The 21,820-nt window shown below is 60.7% G+C and carries 23 protein-coding genes; 22 read left to right on the top strand and 1 reads right to left on the bottom strand.

Features of this window, described 5'->3' with window-relative positions:
- Positions 1–4: 4 nt before the first annotated feature.
- The 22 genes from B5V00_RS10130 (at position 5) to B5V00_RS10025 (ending at position 21,338) form a co-directional block, all read left to right on the top strand.
- Positions 5–790 carry an acyl-CoA dehydratase activase gene (locus tag B5V00_RS10130; protein WP_085010677.1) on the top strand — a complete coding sequence of 262 codons (786 nt, stop codon included), beginning with the start codon at positions 5–7 and terminating at the stop codon, positions 788–790.
- A gap of 176 nt (positions 791–966) precedes the next feature.
- On the top strand, positions 967–2,223 hold the full coding sequence (locus tag B5V00_RS10125) for a 2-hydroxyacyl-CoA dehydratase subunit D (protein ID WP_085010676.1): 1,257 nt from the start codon (positions 967–969) through the stop codon (positions 2,221–2,223).
- Positions 2,216–4,303: an acetate--CoA ligase family protein gene (locus B5V00_RS10120; RefSeq protein WP_085010675.1), complete on the top strand. Its 2,088-nt coding sequence runs from the start codon at positions 2,216–2,218 to the stop codon at positions 4,301–4,303. Before B5V00_RS10125 ends, B5V00_RS10120 begins: the two co-directional genes overlap by 8 nt.
- A gap of 76 nt (positions 4,304–4,379) precedes the next feature.
- Positions 4,380–5,714, top strand: a complete 1,335-nt coding sequence (locus B5V00_RS10115) for an acetyl-CoA hydrolase/transferase family protein (protein WP_139800732.1) — start codon at positions 4,380–4,382, stop codon at positions 5,712–5,714.
- A gap of 42 nt (positions 5,715–5,756) precedes the next feature.
- Positions 5,757–7,100 carry a phenylacetate--CoA ligase family protein gene (locus B5V00_RS10110; RefSeq protein ID WP_085010673.1) on the top strand — a complete coding sequence of 448 codons (1,344 nt, stop codon included), beginning with the start codon at positions 5,757–5,759 and terminating at the stop codon, positions 7,098–7,100.
- Positions 7,101–7,290: 190 nt separating this feature from the next.
- Positions 7,291–9,057 carry an indolepyruvate ferredoxin oxidoreductase subunit alpha gene (gene iorA / locus B5V00_RS10105; protein WP_085010672.1) on the top strand — a complete coding sequence of 589 codons (1,767 nt, stop codon included), beginning with the start codon at positions 7,291–7,293 and terminating at the stop codon, positions 9,055–9,057.
- Positions 9,044–9,616, top strand: a complete 573-nt coding sequence (locus tag B5V00_RS10100; RefSeq protein ID WP_085010671.1) for an indolepyruvate oxidoreductase subunit beta — start codon at positions 9,044–9,046, stop codon at positions 9,614–9,616. The genes iorA and B5V00_RS10100 overlap by 14 nt, the downstream gene beginning before the upstream one ends.
- A 122-nt stretch (positions 9,617–9,738) precedes the next feature.
- Positions 9,739–10,185 (top strand): amino acid-binding protein, encoded by a 447-nt coding sequence (locus B5V00_RS10095; RefSeq protein ID WP_085010777.1) that lies wholly within the window; start codon positions 9,739–9,741, stop codon positions 10,183–10,185.
- 45 nt (positions 10,186–10,230) lie between these two features.
- On the top strand, positions 10,231–11,172 hold the full coding sequence (locus B5V00_RS10090; RefSeq protein ID WP_085010670.1) for a ketopantoate reductase family protein: 942 nt from the start codon (positions 10,231–10,233) through the stop codon (positions 11,170–11,172).
- Between the two features lie 217 nt (positions 11,173–11,389).
- Positions 11,390–11,836, top strand: coding sequence for an amino acid-binding protein (locus B5V00_RS10085; RefSeq protein ID WP_085010669.1), 447 nt, complete (start codon positions 11,390–11,392; stop codon positions 11,834–11,836).
- A gap of 25 nt (positions 11,837–11,861) precedes the next feature.
- On the top strand, positions 11,862–12,809 hold the full coding sequence (locus B5V00_RS10080) for a ketopantoate reductase family protein (protein ID WP_085010668.1): 948 nt from the start codon (positions 11,862–11,864) through the stop codon (positions 12,807–12,809).
- Between the two features lie 216 nt (positions 12,810–13,025).
- Entirely contained in the window at positions 13,026–14,069 is a 1,044-nt protein-coding gene (locus B5V00_RS10075; RefSeq protein WP_085010667.1) for a TRAP transporter substrate-binding protein, read from the top strand.
- Between the two features lie 250 nt (positions 14,070–14,319).
- Positions 14,320–14,817 carry a TRAP transporter small permease gene (locus B5V00_RS10070; RefSeq protein ID WP_085010666.1) on the top strand — a complete coding sequence of 166 codons (498 nt, stop codon included), beginning with the start codon at positions 14,320–14,322 and terminating at the stop codon, positions 14,815–14,817.
- Positions 14,818–14,871: 54 nt separating this feature from the next.
- Positions 14,872–16,158, top strand: coding sequence for a TRAP transporter large permease (locus B5V00_RS10065; RefSeq protein ID WP_085010776.1), 1,287 nt, complete (start codon positions 14,872–14,874; stop codon positions 16,156–16,158).
- A gap of 54 nt (positions 16,159–16,212) precedes the next feature.
- On the top strand, positions 16,213–16,638 hold the full coding sequence (locus B5V00_RS10060; protein ID WP_085010665.1) for a universal stress protein: 426 nt from the start codon (positions 16,213–16,215) through the stop codon (positions 16,636–16,638).
- 4 nt (positions 16,639–16,642) lie between these two features.
- Positions 16,643–17,299, top strand: a complete 657-nt coding sequence (locus B5V00_RS10055) for a transglutaminase-like domain-containing protein (protein ID WP_085010664.1) — start codon at positions 16,643–16,645, stop codon at positions 17,297–17,299.
- 23 nt (positions 17,300–17,322) lie between these two features.
- Positions 17,323–19,647 (top strand): aldehyde ferredoxin oxidoreductase C-terminal domain-containing protein, encoded by a 2,325-nt coding sequence (locus B5V00_RS10050; protein WP_085010663.1) that lies wholly within the window; start codon positions 17,323–17,325, stop codon positions 19,645–19,647.
- Between the two features lie 6 nt (positions 19,648–19,653).
- Entirely contained in the window at positions 19,654–19,866 is a 213-nt protein-coding gene (locus B5V00_RS10045; protein ID WP_085010662.1) for a cysteine-rich CWC family protein, read from the top strand.
- A gap of 83 nt (positions 19,867–19,949) precedes the next feature.
- Positions 19,950–20,198: an AbrB/MazE/SpoVT family DNA-binding domain-containing protein gene (locus B5V00_RS10040; protein ID WP_085010661.1), complete on the top strand. Its 249-nt coding sequence runs from the start codon at positions 19,950–19,952 to the stop codon at positions 20,196–20,198.
- Positions 20,183–20,512, top strand: a complete 330-nt coding sequence (locus B5V00_RS10035; protein ID WP_085010660.1) for a type II toxin-antitoxin system PemK/MazF family toxin — start codon at positions 20,183–20,185, stop codon at positions 20,510–20,512. The genes B5V00_RS10040 and B5V00_RS10035 overlap by 16 nt, the downstream gene beginning before the upstream one ends.
- A gap of 191 nt (positions 20,513–20,703) precedes the next feature.
- Positions 20,704–20,931, top strand: a complete 228-nt coding sequence (locus B5V00_RS10030; RefSeq protein WP_085010659.1) for an AbrB/MazE/SpoVT family DNA-binding domain-containing protein — start codon at positions 20,704–20,706, stop codon at positions 20,929–20,931.
- On the top strand, positions 20,928–21,338 hold the full coding sequence (locus tag B5V00_RS10025; protein WP_085010658.1) for a type II toxin-antitoxin system VapC family toxin: 411 nt from the start codon (positions 20,928–20,930) through the stop codon (positions 21,336–21,338). The genes B5V00_RS10030 and B5V00_RS10025 overlap by 4 nt, the downstream gene beginning before the upstream one ends.
- A 92-nt stretch (positions 21,339–21,430) precedes the next feature.
- On the opposite strand, the gene B5V00_RS10020 is transcribed toward B5V00_RS10025, so the two are convergent.
- On the bottom strand, positions 21,431–21,778 hold the full coding sequence (locus B5V00_RS10020; RefSeq protein WP_085010657.1) for a hypothetical protein: 348 nt from the start codon (positions 21,776–21,778) through the stop codon (positions 21,431–21,433).
- Positions 21,779–21,820 lie beyond the last annotated feature (42 nt).

Genomic DNA, 21,820 nt, shown 5'->3' with positions numbered 1-21,820 from the left:
GTTTATGACCCGGCCGGTTTTTATCGGGCTCGACATGGGAGCCTCGCGGACCAAGGTTGTCGTGATTGACGATCAGGGAGCCCTGCTCGGTCACGCGGTCAAGAAGTCCGGGATCGACTTTGCCGCCACTGCGGCAATCTGCCTCGATGACGCGCTGCTCAGGGCCGGGGCCGGGCGGAGCGATATCGGCGGCGCCATGGCCACCGGTTACGGACGCAGCAACGTCACCTTTGTCACCAGTCGCAGCAAGACCGAGATCAGTTGTCACGCCCGGGGCTGCTTTCACAGTTTTCCCGAGGCGCAGACCATTATCGATATCGGCGGCCAGGACAACAAGATTATCAAGCTCGACGCCGCCGGGCGGCGCCAGGGGTTCAAGATGAACCGCAAGTGTGCCGCCGGCACCGGCGCGTTCCTGGAAGAGATGTCGGCCCGGCTCGATATCCCGCTGCAGGAGATGAACAACCTGGCGCGGCGGGCAACGGAGATGATCAAGATCGGCAGCTACTGTACCGTTTTCTCCGCCACCGAGGTGCTGGAGAGTATCCGTCACGGCAAACCGGTGGCCGACATCATCAAGGGAATCTTCTACTCGATGATCCAGCGGGTGCTGGAGATGGATTCCCTGACCGAAAAAGTGGTGCTGTGCGGCGGGGTGGTGGCTCACAACCCCTACCTGGTGGAGATGACCGAAGAGATGATCGGTCGGTCGGTGCTGCTGCCGGAGTATCCCCAGCTGACCGGTGCCATCGGCGCGGCGCTGTTCGCGCGGGAGGACGCGGAAAACTGAAGACCTGGAGCCACCAAGACACCAAGGACGCCAAGACAGCAGAAAACAATTAACCAGACAGAACATACAGAAAACAGAAAAACAGAAAAGATTTTCTTGGTGAGCTTGGTGTCTTGAGCGAGCGAAGCGAGCGGGTGGCAACCTTGATGGAACCCATTTTTTGCGGGAGTTGATTCATGGCAGCGGAGAAACAACCGGCACGGAAGAAGATCGAATCCACCGGGCAGATGATGAAAATCATGTCCGAGTATTTCTACGACCTCAACGATGCGGCCGCGGCTTCCGATCGCAAAGTCGCCTGGTGTACCAGCGTCGGCCCGGCCGAACTGCTGCGGGCGATGGGGTTTGCGGTTCATTTCCCCGAGAATCACGCCGCCATGCTCGGTGCGACGCGCATGGCCACCGAACTGATTCCCGAAGCCAACACCATCGGCTACTCGCCCGATATCTGTTCCTACCTGACCGCCGACATCGGCGCCCATCTCAAGGGGATCTCCCCGCTCGCCAGGGCCTATCCCGGCATCGAGGCACCGCCGCGTCCCGACGTGCTGGTCTACAACACCAACCAGTGCCGTGACGTCCAGGACTGGTTCTCCTGGTACGCCCGCGAGTTTGACGTGCCCTGCATCGGTATTACCTCGCCGAAGAATTTCACGGATGTCAGCGAGATCCTGGTCGATGATGTCACGCGCCAGATCGAGGCGCTGATCCCGACCCTTGAAGAGGTCAGCGGACAGTCCCTCGACATGGCGCGGCTGCGTGAGACCGTGGCCCTCTCCCGCGAATGCACCGAACTCTGGCGCCAGGTGCTGGAGACGGCGATGGCGGTTCCGGCGCCGCTGACCTTCTTCGACGGCACCATCCATATGGGCCCGGCGGTGGTGCTGCGCGGCACCCGGCAGGCGGTCGACTACTACCGGCAGCTGCTGGCCGAACTGCAGCAGCGCATTGCCGACGGCAGCGGGGCGGTTGATGACGAGCAGTACCGCATCTACTGGGAAGGGATGCCGGTCTGGGGGAGGCTTCGCCAGCACTCCGAACTGTTCGCCCGGCTCAATGTCAGCGTCCTGGTCTCCACCTACTGCAGCAGCTGGATTTTTCCCGACTTCGATCCCGAAGAGCCGATCCGCAGCATGGCCAGGGCCTACCTGGGGCTGTTCATTGTCCGTTCCGACGCCTACAAGGAGCAGTACATCAAGCAGATGCTGGAAAAATTCCGCATCGACGGCATCATCTACCACGACGCCAAGACCTGCCCCTGCAATTCCAACAGTCGCTACGGCATGCCTCAGCGCCTGGAGCGGGAGACCGGCATTCCCAGCCTGGTGATCTCCGGCGATCTCAACGACCTGCGCTGTGTTTCCGATGAACAGACCGTGACCAATGTCGAAGCTTTCATTGAACAGCTGGAGGAGAGAAAAGATCATGCTTGAAGCCCTGTTTGAACCCAAAGCGGTTGCCCTGGTCGGCGCCTCCACCAAGGAGCTCTCGATCGGCAATGTCATTATCCGCAACCTGCAGCGCTACGACTACAAGGGGAAGATCTATCCGATCAATCCCAGGGCGTCGGAGGTCTGCGGGCTCAAGGCCTATCCTGCGCTGGCCGACGTGCCGGGCGAGATCGACCTGGCGCATATTATCGTTCCCAGTCCGTTTGTTCCCCAGGCGATGAAGGAGTGCGGTGAAAAGGGAGTCAAGGCGGTGATCATCAACACCGCCGGTTTCAGCGAGATGGGGGAAGAGGGGGCCAGGCTGCAGGCGGAGTTTCTCGGCTATGCCCGCGAATACGGCATCCGTGTGTTCGGGCCCAACTGCCAGGGGATCATCAATTCCGATCCGGAGCTGAATGCCTACTGCAACTTCACCTTCACCTTTCCCAAGCCGGGCAGCATCTCGGTGGTCGCCCTCTCCGGCGGGGTCGGGGCGCTGATCATGCAGGCGCTGGATGATCTCGAAATCGGCCAGCGGCTCTATGCCAGCAATGGCAACGCCTGCGATGTCTCGATCCCGGAAATTCTCCAGTACTACGGACAGGACGAGGGGACCCGGGCGATCATTCTCTACACCGAGGGCTTCGACAAACCGCGCGAATTTCTCGAAATCGCCCGCGACGTGGCGAGCCGCAAGCCGATCCTGGCGATGAAGGCCGGCCGCACCGAGCAGGGCGCCAAAGCCGCCTCCTCGCATACCGGCTCGCTGGCCGGGGTCGATATCGCCACCGAGCTGATTTTCGAGAAGATTGGTATCCTGCCCTTCCGCGACGAGGGGGAGATGGTGCGCGCGGCGATGGCCTTCTCCAGCCAGCCGATTCCGAAGGGCAACCGCATCGGCATCATCACCAACACCGGCGGCCCGGCGGTGATCGCCACCGACGTGCTGGTCGACTTCGACCTCGAAGTTCCCAAGCTCTGTGAAGCTTCCATCGCCCGGTTGCGGGAGACCCAGTTCCCCGAAGCGGCGCTGGAGAACCCGATCGATGTCGTCGCCACCGCCGGCGGACCGCAGTTCCGGGCCGCTCTCGACGTGCTGATGGACGATGACCAGATCGACTGCGTGTTCATGAATTTCGTCACCGCGCCCTTCACCGACACCGACGAGGTGGCGCGGCAGATCGTCGAGGTCAGCCGCCAGGGGCGCAAGCCGCTGGTCTGCAACTTCATGACCAACCTCAAGCTGGAGCGCTACCGGAAGACTGAGGCGATTCTCCGCGAGGGCGGGGTGCCCTTCTATGCCAACCCGGGGGATGCCGCCCGCGCGCTGGGGGCGCTGGTGCGCTACGGGCGGATCAGGCAGCGCGATATCGGTCAGCCGGAGGTTTTCTCCGGTACCGACGCTTCCCGCGCCCGGGCGGTCATCGACCAGGCCCGCGAGGACGGTCGCGCGGTGCTCTCGGCCGAGGAGGTCTATTCCATTTTCGAGGCCTACGGCATCCCGGTCGCTCCCTGGGCGGTGACGGATGACGCCGCACAGGCGGTCGCCGCCGCCGATCGCATCGGCTACCCGGTGGTGGTCAAGGTCGACTGTGCCGCCATTGATCACAAGAGCGACATGGGCGGCGTCGCCGTCAACCTGGCGGACGGGGCCGCGGTGCGCGCCGCCGTGGAGGAGATGCAGGCCCGTCTCGGCGGGCACGGCGAACTGAGGTTCCTGGTGCAGAAATTCCTGCCCGGCGGCCGCGAGTTGATCATCGGCGCCAGTGCCGAGCGGGAACTGGGGCACCTGGTGATGTTCGGCCTCGGCGGCATCTATGTCGAGGTCCTCAAGGACGTGGTGTTCAAGATCGCCCCGGTCACCCGGGTCGAGGCCGAGGAGATGCTCTCCGGCATCAAGACCGCCGCCCTGCTTGACGGGGTTCGCGGCGAGGCCGGAATCGACAAGCAGGCGGTGATCGAACTGATTCAGCGGGTGTCACAGCTGCTGACCGACCTGCCGATGATTCAGGAGATGGATCTCAACCCGATCATGGCGTTTGCCGATCGGGCCTTCGCGGTCGACGGCCGCATCCGCATTTGAAGAAACATGCTGCCGGGGCGGTCCTTGTGATCGCCCGGGGTGCGGCACCCAGGGAACCAGGGCAAAGGAGTTGATGATGCAGAGCGGAACCTCGGAGCAGGCCAACTGGCGACAGATCTACCAGGAGCGGACCACCACCCCGGACGAGGCGGTCAAGGCCATCAAGTCGGGCGATCGGGTCTTTCTGACCGGCAACGCCTCGGTGCCGCTGCCGCTGCTTGACGCCCTGGTGCGGCGGGCGCCGGAATTGCGCGATGTCGAGGTCTGCCACCCGCTGACCATCTGCCCGGCCGACTATGTCGCCCCGGAGATGGAGGGCCACCTGCGCATCAACTCGATGTTCATCAGCGCCAACGTGCGCAAGGCGATCAATCAGGGACGGGCCGATTTCACCCCGGTGATGCTGTCTGAATTCCCGTTGCTGTTCAAGGACGGCCACCTGCCGGTGGATGTCGCCCTGATCCATGTTTCAACGCCGGATGAAAACGGTTTCTGCTCCATGGGGGCGGAATCGGGGCTCACCATCTCGGCGGCGGAGGTTTCAAAGATCGTCATCGCCCAGGTCAACGAGCAGATGCCGCGCACCCTCGGCGATACCGCCATGCACATCGACAAGATGGACTACATCATCCCCAGCGACACGCCGCTGTTCGAGATGCCGATGGGGGATGACGCCGACGGCGAGGTGGTCGAGGGGATCGCCGCGCACATCGCCGAGCTGATCCCCGACGGCGCGACCATGCAGATGGGGATCGGGGCGATTCCCAACGCGGTGCTCAAGTTCCTCAAGGACAAGAAGGACCTCGGTGTCCATTCCGAACTGATCTCCGACGGGGTGATCGACCTGGTCGAGGCGGGGGTGCTCAACGGCGCCCGCAAGACCCTCCACCCGGGCAAGATCATCTGCGGTTTCCTGCTCGGCACCCGACGCCTCTACGACTGGGTGGACAACAACCCGCTGGTGGAGCTGCACCGCACCGAGTATGTCAACGATCCCTTCGTGGTGGCGCAGAACGAGCGCATGGTGGCGATCAACTCGGCGATCGAGGTCGATCTCACCGGCCAGGTCTGTGCCGACAGCATCGGTCCCCGCTTCCACTCGGCGGTCGGCGGCCAGCTCGATTTCATTTACGGCGCCTCCCGCTCGAAGGGCGGGGTGCCGATCATCGCCCTGCCGAGCACCTCGACCCTGCGGGACGGTACGGTGCTCAGTCGTATCGTGCCCCTGCTCAAGCATGGGGCCGGGGTGGTCACCAGCCGTAATCACGTCCATTACGTGGTGACCGAGTACGGCATTGCCGACCTCTACGGCAAAACCGTCCGGCAGCGTACCGCGGCCCTGATCAAGATCGCTCATCCGCGCTTCCGTGATGAGATCAGGGAGCAGGCGCGGGAATTGAATTATCTGTAATCGTCTGTCATCGACCCGGCTATCGAACAAGGAGAGAGAACCATGGCATGGAGCAAAGAGGAAACCCTCAGTCGTGACGAAATGCGGGCCATCCAGCTTGCCGGTCTGCAGAGGACCGTCGCCTACGTCTATGAGCGCAACGCCCATTACCGGAAGAAGCTGGATGACCTGGGAGTGACCCCGGACGACATCCGCTCGCTTGATGATATCCGCCGGCTGCCCTTTACCACCAAGCAGGATCTGCGCGACAACTATCCGTTCAAGATGTTCAGCGCGTCGCCGGAAGAGATTGTCGAGTACCATGCCACTTCCGGCACCACCGGCAAGCCGATCGCCGTCGGCTATACCCGCCAGGACCTCGAGGTCTGGTCCGAGTCGATGGCCCGCACCTGCACCGGCGCCGGCATCGGCAAGAATGACGTGGTGCAGAATATTTTCGGTTACGGCCTCTTCACCGGCGGCCTGGGAGCTCATTACGGCGCCCTGAAGGTCGGCGCGGGGGTGATTCCGATCTCCGGCGGCAACACCCAGAAGCAGATTATGCTGATGGAGGACTTCGGTTCCACCGCCCTGACCTCGACTCCCTCCTTCCTGATGCACATCTACGAGGTCGGCGAGCAGATGGGGGTCGACTTCAAGAGCCTCAACCTGAAGAGCGCGCTCTGCGGCGCCGAGCCCTGGAGCGAGTCGATGCGCCATTCGATCCAGGACAAGTTCGGGATCACGGTCTGCGACATCTACGGCCTTTCCGAGATCACCGGTCCCGGCGTCTCTTTCGAGTGTCGGGAAGAGCAGAGCGGTCTGCACGTCAACGAGGATTTCTTCTACCCGGAGATCATCGACCCCGACAGCGGCGAAGTGCTGCCGGAAGGGGAAGAGGGAGAGCTGGTCTTCACCACCATCAACAAATACGGTCAGCCGCTGCTGCGTTACCGGACCCGGGACATCTCCCGCCTGACCTACGGCACCTGTTCCTGTGGTCGTACCCTGGTGAAGATGGCGCGGGTCAGCGGCCGCAGCGACGACATGCTGATCATCCGCGGTGTCAACGTCTTCCCGTCGCAGATCGAGGCGGTGATCATGAAGCGCGAAGGGGTTTCGCCGCACTACATGGTGATCGTCGAGCGCAAGGGGGTGATGGATTCGCTGCGGGTCAAGGTCGAGGTGACCGAGGAGTTCATGATCAAGGCGGCGGCCGATGTTCTCAAGGGGGCCGAGTTCGATATTCTCGAAGATGTCGCCGCGGTGCGCAGCAAGGTCCGCCACCTGCAGCAGGATATCAAGGATGTCATCGGCATCAGCGTCGAGGTCAACCTGGTGCCGCCGGGCAGTATCCCGCGCAGCCAGGGCAAGGCCCAGCGGATCGAGGACCGGCGGCCGAAATAGAACCTGAACGCACTGATTCAGGCAGGTCCCATGTCTCGGGGCCGGCGTGCTGGTCGATTGGGCTGGAAAGACGGTTTTGTTTCGTCTAGACTGCCCGTTCGGTTGATGTTGTCTAATGAAGGCTGCCCGGACTATCCGGTCAGGAGTCAATTAACGCCTGAACAAGGTACAGACAAGGGATGGATTGTTGATGAAAAAAATCATTTCCGGCAATGAAGCCATAGCGCTCGGGTTTACCGACGGTGGCGGGGTTTTCGCCTCCGGTTATCCCGGCACGCCCAGCACCGAAACCCTGGAGGAAGTCGCCCGCCTGGGCGAGGTTTACTGCGAGTGGGCGGCCAACGAAAAGGTCGCCCTCGAAGCGGCGATCGGCGGCAGCATCGCCGGCGGCAGGTCGCTGGCGACGATGAAGCACGTCGGCGTCAATGTCGCCGCCGATCCGCTGATGACCCTGACCTATACCGGGGTCAATGCCGGGCTGATCCTGATGGTGGCCGACGATCCGGGGATGCACTCGTCACAGAACGAGCAGGACAGCCGCCACTACGCGCGCTTCGCCAAGATCCCGATGCTCGACCCGGCCGATTCCCAGGATGCCTACGACATGGTGCGGACGGCGTTCGAGATCTCCGAGCAGTTCGATACTCCGGTGATGCTGCGTACCACCACCCGGATTTCCCATGCCAAGGGGGTGGTTGTCCCGCGGGAGAAAATCACCCCGCAGGTCGGCGAATGGGTCAAGGATGTCCCCAAGTACGTGATGCTGCCCAATTTCGGCAAGATCAAGCATGTCGAGGTTGAGGCGCGGCTGCTGAAACTGCAGGAATATGCCGAGACCACGCCTCTGAACCGGGTTGAGATGGGTGATACCGAGCTCGGCATCATCACTTCCGGTGTTTCCTATCAGCACGTCCGCGAGGCCTTCCCGAACGCGTCGGTCCTCAAGCTCGGGCTGGTGCATCCCCTGCCGGAACGCAAGATCCGCGAGTTTGCCGGCAGCGTCAAACGGTTGATGGTGGTCGAGGAGATGGACGCGATCTTCGAGGAGCAGATTCGCGCCATGGGCATCGCGGTCGAGATCGGCAAGAACAGGCTGCCGCTGTGCGGCGAGATCAACGCCGACCTGATTCGCGCCGCTCTCGGCGACCCGGTGGCCGAGGCCGCCGCCCCGGTCGAAGGGTTGCCGCAGCGCCCGCCGGTCTTCTGTCCCAGCTGCGCTCACCGCGGCCTGTTCACCATCCTCAGCAAGCTGAAGACCTTTGTCTCCGGCGACATCGGCTGCTACACCCTCGGCGCCCTGCCGCCGATGGGCGCCATGCACTCGGTGATCGACATGGGCGCCAGCATCAGCGCCGCCCACGGCATGGCCCGGGTCAACGCGATTGCCGGCCGCGATGAAAAACCGGTGGCGGTGATCGGCGATTCGACCTTCTTCCATTCCGGGATGACCGGCCTGCTGAGTCTGGCCTTCAACGGCGGCAACGCGCTGGTCATCATCATGGACAACCGCGCCACCGGCATGACCGGCGGCCAGGAGAATCCCGGCACCGGCAAGACCCTGCAGGGCAATCCGACCCGCCAGGTCGATATGGTGCCGCTGGTCAAGGCGCTCGGCATTGACAACGTTGTCGAACTCAACACCTACGATCTCGCCGCCACCGAGGCGGCAATCAGGAAGGGCCTGGAAACACCCGGTCCCTACGTGCTGATCGACCGCAACCCCTGTGTGCTGCGCTACAAGATCCGCAAACCGGCGATGACTGTCGATCAGGACAAGTGCACCGGTTGTCGCGCCTGCCTGAAGGTCGCCTGCATGGCGCTCGGCCTGACCGCTTCGGGAGAGAAGCCGAAGGTCCAGGTTGATCCCAACGTCTGCAACGGCTGCGGGGTCTGCAGGCAGATGTGTAAATTCGACGCGATGCATGAAATCGAGGGAGAGAACAATGCCAATCTTTAATATCGTCATTGCCGGGGTCGGTGGCCAGGGAGTGCTGATGGCTTCGAAGGTGCTGGCCGAGAGTGCTCTGGCCGGCGGCCTGGATGTCAAGCAGAATGAAGTTCACGGCATGGCCCAGCGCGGCGGCAGCGTCATCAGCTTCGTGCGTATGGGGGAGAAGGTCGCGTCGCCGGTGGTGATGCCCGGCACGGCTGATCTGCTGATCTCATTTGAACCGCTGGAGGCGCTGCGCTACCTTCACTATCTCAAGCCCGGGGGACGGCTGGTCTACAACCAGGTTTCGATCAATCCGAGCACCGTGGCCGCCGGACTGGCGGTCTATCCGGATGATGTGGAAGAGCAGATTGCCGCCGCCTGCGACAACGCTCTCGGAGTTGACGCCCTTGCTATCGCCCGCGAAGCCGGCAACGGCAAGGCGGTCAACATGGTGATGGTCGGCACGGTGCTGAAAGATCTGCCCGTCACGGAAGAGGTCATCACCGAAGTCGTGAAGCAGGTTTCGAAGGAGAAGGGGGTCGAGGTCAACCTCAGGGCGCTGGCGGGCGGCGCGGCGGCCTGAATCGGATCGCCATGCCGCCGTCGGGTGAATTTTGAATTTGCCCGGGGCGCAGGGATCGTACAACTCCGGGCGGGCATAAGGATCATCCCGGAGGAAGCGTGGTACCGACAGGGGAGATGGTCATGAAGAAACTGAAACAGATTTCGATCTTTCTCGAAAACGCCCCGGGGCGGCTCTACGAAGCGACCGAGGCTCTCGGCGCGGCCGGGCTCAACCTGAGATCACTGTCGATTTCCGACATTTCCGGCTTCGGGGTGCTGCGCATCCTGGTTTCCGATGTCGCCACCGCGCGGCGGGTGATCATGGAAAAGCAGTTCCCGGCCCGGGTTGACGAGGTGGTGGCGGCGGAGATCGTCGACACCCCCGGCAGTCTGGCCAAGGTGCTGAAGCTGTTGATGGAGAACAAGGTCAACGTCGATTACATGTATGCCCTGGCGGGGACCTCATCCGGCAGGGCGGTGATGGTGTTCTGCTTCAGTGACAATGACCTGGCGATCAGGCTGCTGCAGGAGAACGGGATCAGGATCCTGGACGCCGAATCGTTCGGCATTCTCGAAAGTCCCGCTTGACCGTTATCAGGCCTGAATCAGTGACTCAGGTCAGGGAGAGAACAGATGGGTGAAACCAGCTACTGTCCGAAAAAATTCGCCGTGATCGGTGCCGGTCCGGTCGGTGGCATCGTTGCCGCCTTCCTGGCCAAAGGCGGCTATGATGTCACGTTGTGCGACATCGTTCCGGAGCTGCTGGCGCCGGCTTTGGAGCCGGGGATTCTGCTGGAGGGCGTCGACAGTTTTCAGGCCCGGGTGACACGCACCACCACCCGGGTGGATGACCTGCTCGAGGATCCCCCCGATGTGGTCTTTATCGCCGTCAAGGCCACCGCGCTGCCGTTGATCGCCTCGGCCCTCGAAGGCTTTGCCGGTGAGGGCCGCTATGTGGTCAGCTGGCAGAACGGCATCGATACCGAGCTGGAGCTGGCCCAGGTGCTGGGCCCGCAGGCGGTGCTGCGCGGGGTGGTCAATTTCGGTTGCGTGCCGCTCAGCCCGGGGCATATCCGTCTCGCCTTCCACCATCGGCCTCACTACCTGCAGGAACTCGACCCGCAGGCGAAGGAGGCCGCTCTCGGCATCAGCCGGGTGCTGACCGACTGCGGTCTCGATACGCAGCATACCGACCAGATCGCCGACATGGTCTGGCGCAAGTCGGTGATGAATGCCTGCATGAACCCGATGTGCGCGGTGACCGGCATGACGATGGTCGAAATCATCAACGATCCGATCACCTTCAACCTGGTCGACGCACTGATCAAGGAGGGGATCGCGGTGGCCCGCGCCAACGAGTTCTCACTCGGATCGGGCTATTATCCCTACGCCATCAATTACATCAAGAACGCCGGCAACCACAAGCCGTCGATGCTGCAGGATGTCGAGGCCAAACGGCGCACCGAGGTCGATTACATCAACGGCAAGATTGTCGAATACGGCAAGCAGGCCGGGATACCGACCCCGTACAACAGCATGATCCGCGGGCTCGTCAAGGCGCTGGAGCCGAAGTGAGATCCTGGCGATCGAATGCCGCCAAGATCAAGACTTATTCAACGCAGAGGCGGTGAGGAGCAGAGATGGAGAGAAAATCTTTTGGGTTTAAAACCAAAAACTGCTTTTGGTTTTCTCTGCGTTCTCTCCCTCTCTGCGGCTCTCCGTTGAAAAAGGTTTTCTTGGTGCTCTTGGTGTCTTGGTGGCCTGATTCCAGATCATTGCAAAGGATATTCGCATGAAACTGAAACAACTCTCCATTCCACTGGAAAACTCCCCCGGTCGCCTGCACGAGGTGACCCGCGCGCTGGGTGATGCCGGCATCAACCTGCGTGCCCATTGCATCTGCGATTCGACCCACGATTTCGGCGTGCTGCGGATCCTGGTGTCCGACCTGGCCGCCGCCCGGGCGGTGGTCATGGAGCGACTGATTCCGGCTCGGGTCGATGACGTGGTGGCGGTCGAGATCGAGGATACCCCCGGCAGCCTGGCGGATCTGCTCAGCCTGTTCCTCGGGACCGGTATCAACGTCGATTACATGTACGCGGTGGCCGGGGCCAACCTGCAGAAAGCGGTGATGGTGTTCCATTTCAGCGCTATCGACCAGGCGCTCAAGGTCCTGGAAAAAAGCGGTGCCAGGCTGCTTGATGCGGAATCGTTCGGCATTCTGGTGGGGCAGGACTAAACAAGCAGCAAGTCAGGGAGTGGCTATGCCGGAGAAGAGTAGTTTCAACCCAAAAAAGTTTGCCGTCATCGGCGCCGGTCCGGTCGGCTGTATTGTCGCCGCTTTTCTGGCCCGCGGCGGCTGTGACGTGACCCTCTGTGATGTCCAGGCGCCGTTGCTGGAGGCGGCCATGGAGCCGGGCATCATCCTCTCCGGAGCGGAAGACTTTTCCGCGCCGGTAGCGAAAACCACCACCCGAATTGATCTGCTGGCCGAGGACCCGCCCGACGTGGTGATCGTCACCGTCAAGGCGACGGCGCTGCCGATCATCGCTTCGGCCCTGGAAGGTTTCATCGCCGGGGAGCGGTACGTGGTCAGCTGGCAGAACGGCATCGATACCGAGCTGGTGCTGGCCGAACGGCTGGGAAAAAAGCAGGTGATGCGCGCCGTGGTCAATTACGGCTGCATCCTGGACGGTCCGGCCCGGGTCCGGCTGGCTTTTCACCACCGCCCGCATTACCTGCAGGAGCTTGATCCGCAGTCCAGGGACGCGGCCGTTGGCATCTGCCGGGCCCTGACCGAAGCCGGTCTCGATACCCGTCATACCGAGCAGATCCGTAACATGGTCTGGACCAAGGCGGTCAACAACTCCTGCATGAATCCGGTCTGCGCGGTGACCGGCAAGACCATGTTCGAGGTGATCAACGATCCGATCGTCTACAGCCTGGTCGACGCCCTGCTGAAGGAAGGTGTCATGGTGGCGCGGGCCAACGAGTTGCTGCTGGGCCCCGATTTCTACCTTGAATGCCTCGATTACATCAAGGGCGCCGGGCATCATAAACCATCGATGCTGCAGGATATCGAGGCCGGTCGGCAGACCGAGATCGACTATCTGAACGGCAAAATCGTCGAATACGGCGAACGGGCCGGGGTGATGACCCCTCATCACCGCACCCTGCGTACCCTGGTCAAGGCGCTGGAAGCCAGAGGGTGAATTCGCCGACACGGGTTCGGTTCAATCGGTTAAAAAGAAAACAAGTTTTGTTTGATCAATGTCTCAGCCGAAATTGTTGAGAAAAGGGTAAAAATTACTGGAAATTATGGAGTAAAACAGCGTATTATTTTATCTATTGTTTTGTTGTCGGGTTCATTCATTGTCTGCCGCCAGATCGCTGGTGTCGGGCCCATTCCAACCAATTGGAGGTGTCTGATGAAAAGAACGTCCGTTCTGATTGCCCTGCTGGTCGTGGTTCTGCTCGCTGCCCCAAGTTTCGCCGCCGGAAAGAAGAAGGATCCCCTGGCCGCCTGGAAGCCGAAGTTTGACCCTTCCGGTGCCAAGTACACCTACATTCTTTCCAACATTTCGCACCCGGTTATCGAGGGTATCGCCGTCGGCTACCGGATTCGTGACGCGGTCTGGAAGAAGTCGGGCGGTCGTCTCTACGTTGATTTCCGTCCGCTGGCCCAGCTCGGCGGGGAGAAGGACGTTATCGCCAAGCTCAAGCTCGGCGCCGTGCAGGGGATGATGGCCTCGTCGGTCGCGGCGGCCAACATTTCCGACCGTCTCGGGATCGTCAACCTGCCCTACGTGGTCGATACCTTCGACAAGCTGGAAAAGTTCCGCAATGATCCGGATCTCTGGGTCCCCTACTCCAACAGCGCCCAGAACCAGGGGCTGCTGGTTGCCGACATCACCGGTTACGGTACCTACGGCTGGGCCACCACCACCCCGGTGCGCAACCTCGCCGACGCCAAGAAGGTCAACTTCCGTATCGCCCAGGCGCCGGTCAACGCCGATATTTACAAGGCCTGGGGCCTGAAATTCACTGTGCTGCCCTGGCCGGATGTTCCGCAGGCGCTGCAGACCGGCGTTATCAACGGCCTCGACCACACCGCCATCGTCTGCAACATCACCAAGAAATTCACCATTGCCAAGTACTTCACCGAGTTGAATTACGCCCAGGGGCTGTTCATTCACCTGATCAACAAGCGCTGGTTCAACAAGCTGCCGAAGGACCTGCAGACCATCCTGCTCGACACCATCAAGGAGGAGAGCGCCAAGACCCGTGAGCTGACCCGCAAGCAGCAGGCCGACCAGATTGCCAAGGCCAAGGCCGCCGGCATCGAGTTCATCACCCTGTCGGCTGCCGACAAGGCCGAACTGATCAAGAAGGCCCAGCCGGTTTACGCCAAGTGGGGCAAGAAGATCGGCATCGACTATCTGGCCAAGGTGCGCAGTACCCTCGGGGACTGAGCCGCATATCTGTTGATTCAATCCAGAGTTGAGCGGGGTCGGAGAGCTCGGTTCTCCGACCCCTTTTTTAACCCCTGAATCAGTGAGCTTGTCACCGGCGAATAGCGCAAGTCATTGACCTGCCTGCGCTTCCAAAAAATCACCGGCGAACCTATGGGTGCGCCTCAGATTTTTGGAAACCACATTCAGGCCAAGCACTTACACTCTTCATCCGGCACAAACCCACGGATTCAGGTAATCGAGGTGGACGATGTTGAAAAAAACCTTTCAGACTGTCGACCGGGTTTTCCGATGGTTTGAAGAATGGTCCCTTTTCATGGCGGTGATGGTCGCCCTGCTGGTGGCGCTGGCCAACGTGATCCTGCGCAAGGCGACCGCCGATGTCAATCTCTACTGGTCGGATGAGGTGGTGCGCAAGACCATCTACTTCTCGACCTATATCGGCTGCATTGCCGCGGTGCGGAGCCGGTCGCTGATCCGGATTGACGCCCTGCCGCAGATGCTGCCGAAACTGAAATTGCCGCTGACCATGTTTGCCAACCTGGCGGTGCTGGTTTTTTCAGCCCTGATGGTCCGGCTCGGTTGGCAGATGACGGTGATGATGTACGAGGACGAGTTCGCCCGCACCGCCAGCCTGCAGATTCCGGAGTGGATCTTCTACGCGGTGCTGCCGCTGATGGGCGCGATGATGTTTTTTCGCACCCTGCTTGTCATGGTTGAAGACTGGAAGGAGTCGAAGGCAGGCTAGCGCTTTTCGGGGTTGTCACCCGAACGGCTGCTGACGCGTCTGCCCGTTACCGATATGGACAGTAATGACCTGATTATCCTGTTTCTGCTGCTCGGCCTGCTCGGTTCGACGGTGCCGGTATTTCTGGCGCTGTTCTTTACCGGCCTGGTCGGATTGGTGCTGATCGTCGGTATTGATCCGCAGATCGCCATTGAAGTGCTCTACCGGAGCATGGACAAGTTCGCCCTGGCGGTGGTCTTGTTCTTTATCCTCTGCGGCAATGTCATGACCACCGGCAGCATTGTCCAGAAGCTGATCAAGACCGCCAATACCCTGGTCGGCTTTCTGCCCGGCGGGCTGGCCATGGCCGGCGTCCTCGCCTGCGGTTTCTTCGGCGCCATCTCCGGCTCGACCGTCGCCACGGTGGTGGCGATCGGCGGTTTCATGATTCCGGCGCTGATCGAGAACGGCTACGACGAGGAATTTTCGGTCGGCATCATGACCACCGCACCAATCCTCGGCATCATCATCCCGCCGTCGATTTCGATGATCCTCTACTCGATGATCAGCAACGATCGGCTGGAGGCGCTGTTTCTGACCGGTTTCATCCCCGGGGTGATGATCATCCTGGCGATGAGCCTCTACGCCTACTTCTTCTGCCGCCGCAAGGGGACCAAGACCATGCCCCGGCCGAGCTTCAAGGAGGCGATGGCCACCCTGCGGGAGAGCGCCTGGGCGCTGTTCCTGCCGGTGCTGATCTTCGGCGGCATCTATTCCGGCATCTTCACCGCCAACGAGGCGGCGGTGGTTGCCTGCTTCTACGCCTTCTTCGTCGAGATCTTCATTCACAAGGACATGAAGCTGAGTGACGTCAAGCAGGTGGTGGTCTCCTCCGCAGTGACCTCCGCGACCCTGCTGGTGATCGTCGCCGGGGCGTCGGTGTTCGGTGAATTTCTCACCTTCGAGCAGATCCCGAACCAGATTGCCGAAGCGGTGGTCAGTCACATCCAGTCGCCCTGGGTGTTCCTGCTGGCGGTCAATATCCTGCTGCTGATTGTCGGCATGTTCATGGATATCATTTCGGCGACCCTGATCCTGACCCCGATTTTTCTGCCGCTGCTGTCGCAGTTCGGTATCGACACCATGCATTTCGGGCTGCTGATGACCATCAACCTCGGCATCGGCTACTGCACCCCGCCGCTGGGCGTCAGCCTTTACATTTCCGGGGCTACTGTCGATCGCAACCTGCTCTATGTCTCCCGCTCGGTCATTCCCTTTCTGGTGATCCAGATCGCGATCCTCATGGTGTTGACCTACTGGTCGGACCTGGTGCTGTTCCTGCCGCGGCTGGTGTACGGTTGACCGTTCGGTTGAACCGGGTCCAGGTGGTATAATGACCTACTTGAGGAGGTAGCTATGAACGCACGGATTCTTATTCCGGTCGACGACTCGGAAACCACGGAAAAAGCGATCAGCGGATTTCTCGGCAACCGCACCCGGTTCCCCGACCGGATCACCCTGCTGCACGTGCTGGAGGACAAGCTTTCCTACCGGGCGATCCCGGAACCGCAGCTGGCCAGCATCCGCGAGCGGGCCCGCGAGGCCGGGTACAAGTTCCTGGAGAAGTTCGCCGAGCGTTTTCGCGAGGCCGGATTCAACCCTGAACTGCGGCTGGAAGAGGGTGACCCGATCGCCGTGATCAAGAAGATCGATGCTGAAGAGGAGATTTTCCTGCTGGTGATGGCGCGCCACGAGGGGGGCGGCGAGGTCAGCGACATCCTGTTCGGTTCGATCACCAACGCGGCGATGCACAAGGTGAACTGCCCGATGCTGCTGTTCTGAAAAGATGGAACGTTCGACCTTTCTTCAGCCGGGCGAATTTGTTGACTCGGACAGTCATGCGGTCCGGGACTTTGCCCATATCATTGCCGGCGACGCCGCCAGCCCCATTGACCAGGCCGTAAACCTCTATTACGCAGTGCGGGACGGAATCCGCTACACCCCCTATCTTGATTTCACCGATGTGGAAAACTATCGGGCCAGCAGTGTCCTCGGCAGGGGCTTCGGATTCTGCATCTCCAAGGCGTCCCTGTTGGCGGCCTGCTGTCGCGTCATGGGGCTCCCGGCCCGTCTCGGGTTTGCCGATGTCAGAAATCACCTCACCACGCCACGACTGAGGGAGCTTAACGGCGGCGACCTGATGCGTTGGCATGCCTTTACGGAAATTCTGCTGGATGGGCGCTGGGTCAAGGCGACCCCGGCCTTCAATCTCGAGCTCTGTACCCGCTTCCGGGTCAAACCGCTGGAGTTCGATGGCCGCGAGGATTCGATTTTTCATCCTTACGACGTTGATCAGCGCAGGCACCTGGAATATGTCCACGATCGGGGCGTGTATGCAGATGTGCCCTTTGAGGAGATTCTGACCACCTTTCGTCGTCATAGCCCGAAACTGCTGGGTGGCCCTGTCGATGGAGATTTTGCCGCCGAGGCTGAACAGAACTAGGATTTTTCAGATGCGAGGACCTCATGGATATCAGAGCGCGGGTTGATCGACTTGTTGAACGGATGCAGGAACAACCGCAGTACCCGACCCAGGGTGCGGTGCTGTTCGTCGACCTGGAACGCCGCGAGAGTCGGCGCGCCTACCTGCCGGTGGAGGTGGTCAAGACCTTCCTCGGCGGGCGCGGCGGCAATATGTTCCTGCTCTACAATCTGCTGGATGCGGGGCTCGATCCCCTCGACCCCGGGGTGCCGCTGATCTTCGGCGCCGGGATCCTGACCGCCAATATGCCGAGCGCCACCCGCGGCAATGTCACCAGCCGCTCACCGGAAAGCCGGGCGATTCTCGACAGCAATGCCGGCGACTACTTTCCCGCCTTTCTCAAGCGCCACGGCTATGACCACCTGGTACTTTACGGGCGCAATTCGCAGTGGACGCTGCTGAAGATTGACCGGGACCAGGTCGACTTCGTCGATGCCACCCGCTATCGCGGCATGAACAATATCGCGTTCACGGCGGCGATCGAATGCGATTTTGCCTGCACAGAACAGAAGGATATGGCCATGGCGCGCATCAGCAGCGCCGGGGAGAACCGGGTGCTGTGCAGCGGTATCATGGCCGGGCAGAAATCGATCTGGGCGCGCGGCGGCGGCGGCGCCAAGATGGGGAGCCTCAACCTCAAGGCGATCCTGCTGCTCGGCAAGCCGCCCGAGTTCGATCTCACGGCCGACTACAAGCGGCAAAACCGCGAGATCGGCAAGAAGATCCTCTCCGCCAGCGTGGTGCAGAACGCCCTGAAGAAGGTCGGCACGCCGTTCCTCTACAAGCCGAGCCGGGTCCTCGGCGCCATGGGCACCAAGAACAACCAGGAGACCACCTGGCACGACAGCCTCGACGCCGACAATTTCGATCCCTACCGACCGAACATGAGCGGCTGCTACAAGTGTCCGGTCTGCTGCCGGGCCAACAACGACATGCTGCCCGGCGGCAAGGGGGGCTGGGGCGCCAGCGCCCTGACCGGCATCGCCGGCAACGCCAGCTACGACAAAGACCAGAGCACGCTGGAGCATCACAAGCAGCGGACCTACAACGGCATCAACAACGACGGGGTCTTCGACCAGTACGACAAGGGAGAAGGGCCGGAATACATTATCGTCGGCAAGTTCGGTCCCAACATCGGCATCAAGGAGCCGGAACAGGTCTTGAGGCTCAACAACATCATCAATGATCTCGCCCTCGACGCCTCCAGCTGCGGCAGCGCCATCGCCTGGGCGATGGAACTCTACCAGCGCGGCATCATCGATCAGGAAGATACCGGTGGCCTGGAACTGACCTGGGGCAATTATCCGGTCATCGAGCAGCTGCTGTTCATGACCGCGAAGCGGGAAGGTTTCGGCGACACCATCGCCTGCTCCAGTCGGGCGGTGGAGCAGGGCAGGTACCCGGCCGAGGCACTTGACTACTGCATGGCTTCCAAGGGGCTGTTCCAGTCCGATCCCCACGACGCCCGCATTCTCAAGGCCTTCGCCCTCGGTCTGGCGGTTGCCACCCGCGGCATGGATCACCTGCGCAACCGCGCCACCCTGGAGATCAATGCCCGCATCAACGACGATGCCGCCTTCAAGACCGCCCTCTACGGCGGCGTGGTGGCACCGCAGCCGACCTCCTACGAGGGCAAGGAATACGCCGTGCGGCGCTGCGAGAATACCTTCGCTGCCGGCGACGCGGTCGGCATGTGCCGCTTCAACACCAAGCTGTTCAATTCGCCGTCAACCCCCGACCTGGAACTCTTCGCCGGGCAGATCAGGGGATTGACCGGAATGACCCTGAGCGGGGACGACCTGGACGAGATCGGCCGCAACATCATCGGACTGGAGCGGATGCTCAACTTCAGCTTCGGCCTGCGGGCGCAGGATGATACCCTGCCGCGGCGCTGGTTCGAGGAGCCGATCACGGTCGGTCCGTTCAAGGGGGAGAAGGTCGACCGGGAGCGGTTCGAAGAGCTGAAGCAGCGTTTCTACCGGCTCACCGGACTCAATTCAGAAGGGCTCCCGGCTCCCGACTGGCACGCGAAACTCTCCCGGGTTGCAACCGGTTTCTGCGTTCAGGTCAAACTGCCGCAGCCGCTGCCCGGGGCGCCGGAAGGGGTGGTGATCATCGATCAGCCGGTCAGCGACCTCGGCCAGTTGCGGGCCGAACTGCAGCGCCGGCTCCCGGAGGCCGCGGAGCAGTTGCAGGATCGTTCCTGGAATATCGCCATCAACGGCAACATGGTCCTCTCCGACGAAGACCAGGCTCCGGTGCCGGACGGCAGCGAGGTGACCTTGCTGCCGATCATTGCCGGGGGGTGAGGGGGCATGACCGCCAAAACCTGTCCCATCTGCAAGCAGGACAACAATTGCGGGCTGCACGCCGATGCCGGTCCCTGCTGGTGTGTCGAGGTGGAGGTTCCGGGCGCGTTGATTGACCTGGTTCCGCCGGAGCTGCAGCGCAAGGCCTGTATCTGTCTTTCTTGTATCGAGGCGTTTACGGAGGATCCGAAGCTGTTTGCCGCGCGTTACGCGGGATAGTTCGGGATGACGGAGAAATAAAATTGACACTCGCTGCCGTCGTAATTACAATATAGCCACGACTCTAGCGGTGAGGTGGCGAAATGAAGGCGTCCATAATCCGTATCGGCAATTCTCAGGGGGTTAGAATCCCCAAGCCGATTTTAAAACAATGTGGTTTTCAGGGGGAAGTCGAGCTTGAGGTCCACGACCGGAAACTCATCATCAAAGCGGCGACACAGCCCCGTGAGAATTGGGGGGAAGCGTTCAAGTCAATGGCGCAAAATGGGGATGACCGGCTGATTGATTTTCCGCCGAGTTCATGGGACGAGGAAGAATGGGAATGGAAATAAACCGTTTCGAAGTCTTCCTTGTCAACCTCGATCCAACCCTTGGTCACGAGATAAAAAAGACCCGGCCCTGTCTCGTTATTTCTCCCAACGAAATCAATCATAATATATCCACCGTCATTGTCGCGCCGATGACCTCCAGGGGAAAAAACTACCCGACCAGAGTTGCCTGTACCTTCCAGGGCAAAACCGGCCAGATCGTGCTTGACCAGATACGCACGGTTGATCGAAGAAGGCTGGTGAAGAAGCTGGGAGTGATCAGCAAGGTTGCGCAGATGAAAACGATCGGCCTGCTCCAGGAGATGTTTGCTCTGTAGTTGGGAGTGACCCTGTACCAGTTGTGACTTGACGGAAATCGAAATCTACACCCGCCTGGCCCTGCAAATAAGTGGACAGTTTTCAACGCGATACGACCCGCAAAGTCACCAGATCACTAAAGATCTTTGCGGAGCTTGACGTCCACCGAATACCTGGCTATCCTTACAAAAAGTATTACTTTGAGGGAGCCATGAAAGTCACTATAAAAGGACAGGTCACCATTCCCAAACATGTGCGGGAAAAACTTGGCATCCAGCCGCTCGGCGAGGTCGATTTCATCGAAGAGCGAGGCCGAATCTTTCTCGTCAAAAGTGAACCCGGGTCCGACCGGAAAGGTCGGTTCAGCAGGATGCGTGGCACAGCCACAACCAAAATGAGCACAGATGAGATCATGCGCCTGACCCGGGGGGATGTGTGACTGGCATCCTGATCGACTCCAACGTCATTCTCGACCTGGTGACCGATGATCCCCGTTGGGCAGGTTGGTCGGAGGGGATGTTGAACCACTACGACCGGGAAGGGCGTCTGTTCATCAATGACATCGTTTTCGCCGAAGTCTCGATTGGCTTTGAACGGATCGAAGAGTGTGACGAGATGATGGCCCGAGGAGGCTTCCGCACTCTGCCCATCCCCCGGGAAGCCCTCTTTCTTGCCGGGAAAGTCTACCTGCAATACAGGCGTTCCGGCGGCAACCGCACCGCCCCCTTGCCTGATTTCTTCATCGGCGCCCATGCAGCCGTCTCCCGACTGCCCCTTCTTTCCCGTGACCGAGCCAGGTTTCAGACGTATTTCCCGACCGTCGAGCTCATCGCGCCTGATAGCTGATAAATTGGTATTATGTCCCCGGAATTCCCCAGCCCACCGCACCGCCTCAGGCTGATTGAAAACTCAGGGAGTGCGACTGTCCGGGAGCTCGTTCAACAGTGTCTATGGCATGGAAGATGGTAAGTTCGTTTGGCTGTGCCGTGCGTGAAGAACTGCACCCGGGCAGTGATATCGATTGCCATTGAAGCGGCGGACTCCCGCAAGACCTGCACCATTTCCTGGCCTTCAAGCGTCAACTGGAAGAAGTTTTCAAGTGTCCCGCCAATCTGGAAATCGAAAGCGTCCTCAAACCCGAAGTCAAAAAGACCATTGCCGGCGATATCCTCTATGTCTGGATCCCCTGCGGATTTATAAACGATTTGATCCCCCGGACAGGCTTGCTCTGCCCGGGGGATCGCGCGTTCAGCCGCTAGTACCATGTAACCCTTAATCTTTCGCATCTTGCTGGTTATTTTCCGCGTCAGCTGCGTTGCGCTTCACCG

The sequence above is a fragment of the Geothermobacter hydrogeniphilus genome (assembly GCF_002093115.1).
In the GTDB taxonomy this organism is placed as follows: domain Bacteria; phylum Desulfobacterota; class Desulfuromonadia; order Desulfuromonadales; family Geothermobacteraceae; genus Geothermobacter_A; species Geothermobacter_A hydrogeniphilus.
This window is presented reverse-complemented; position numbering and strand designations above follow the sequence as displayed.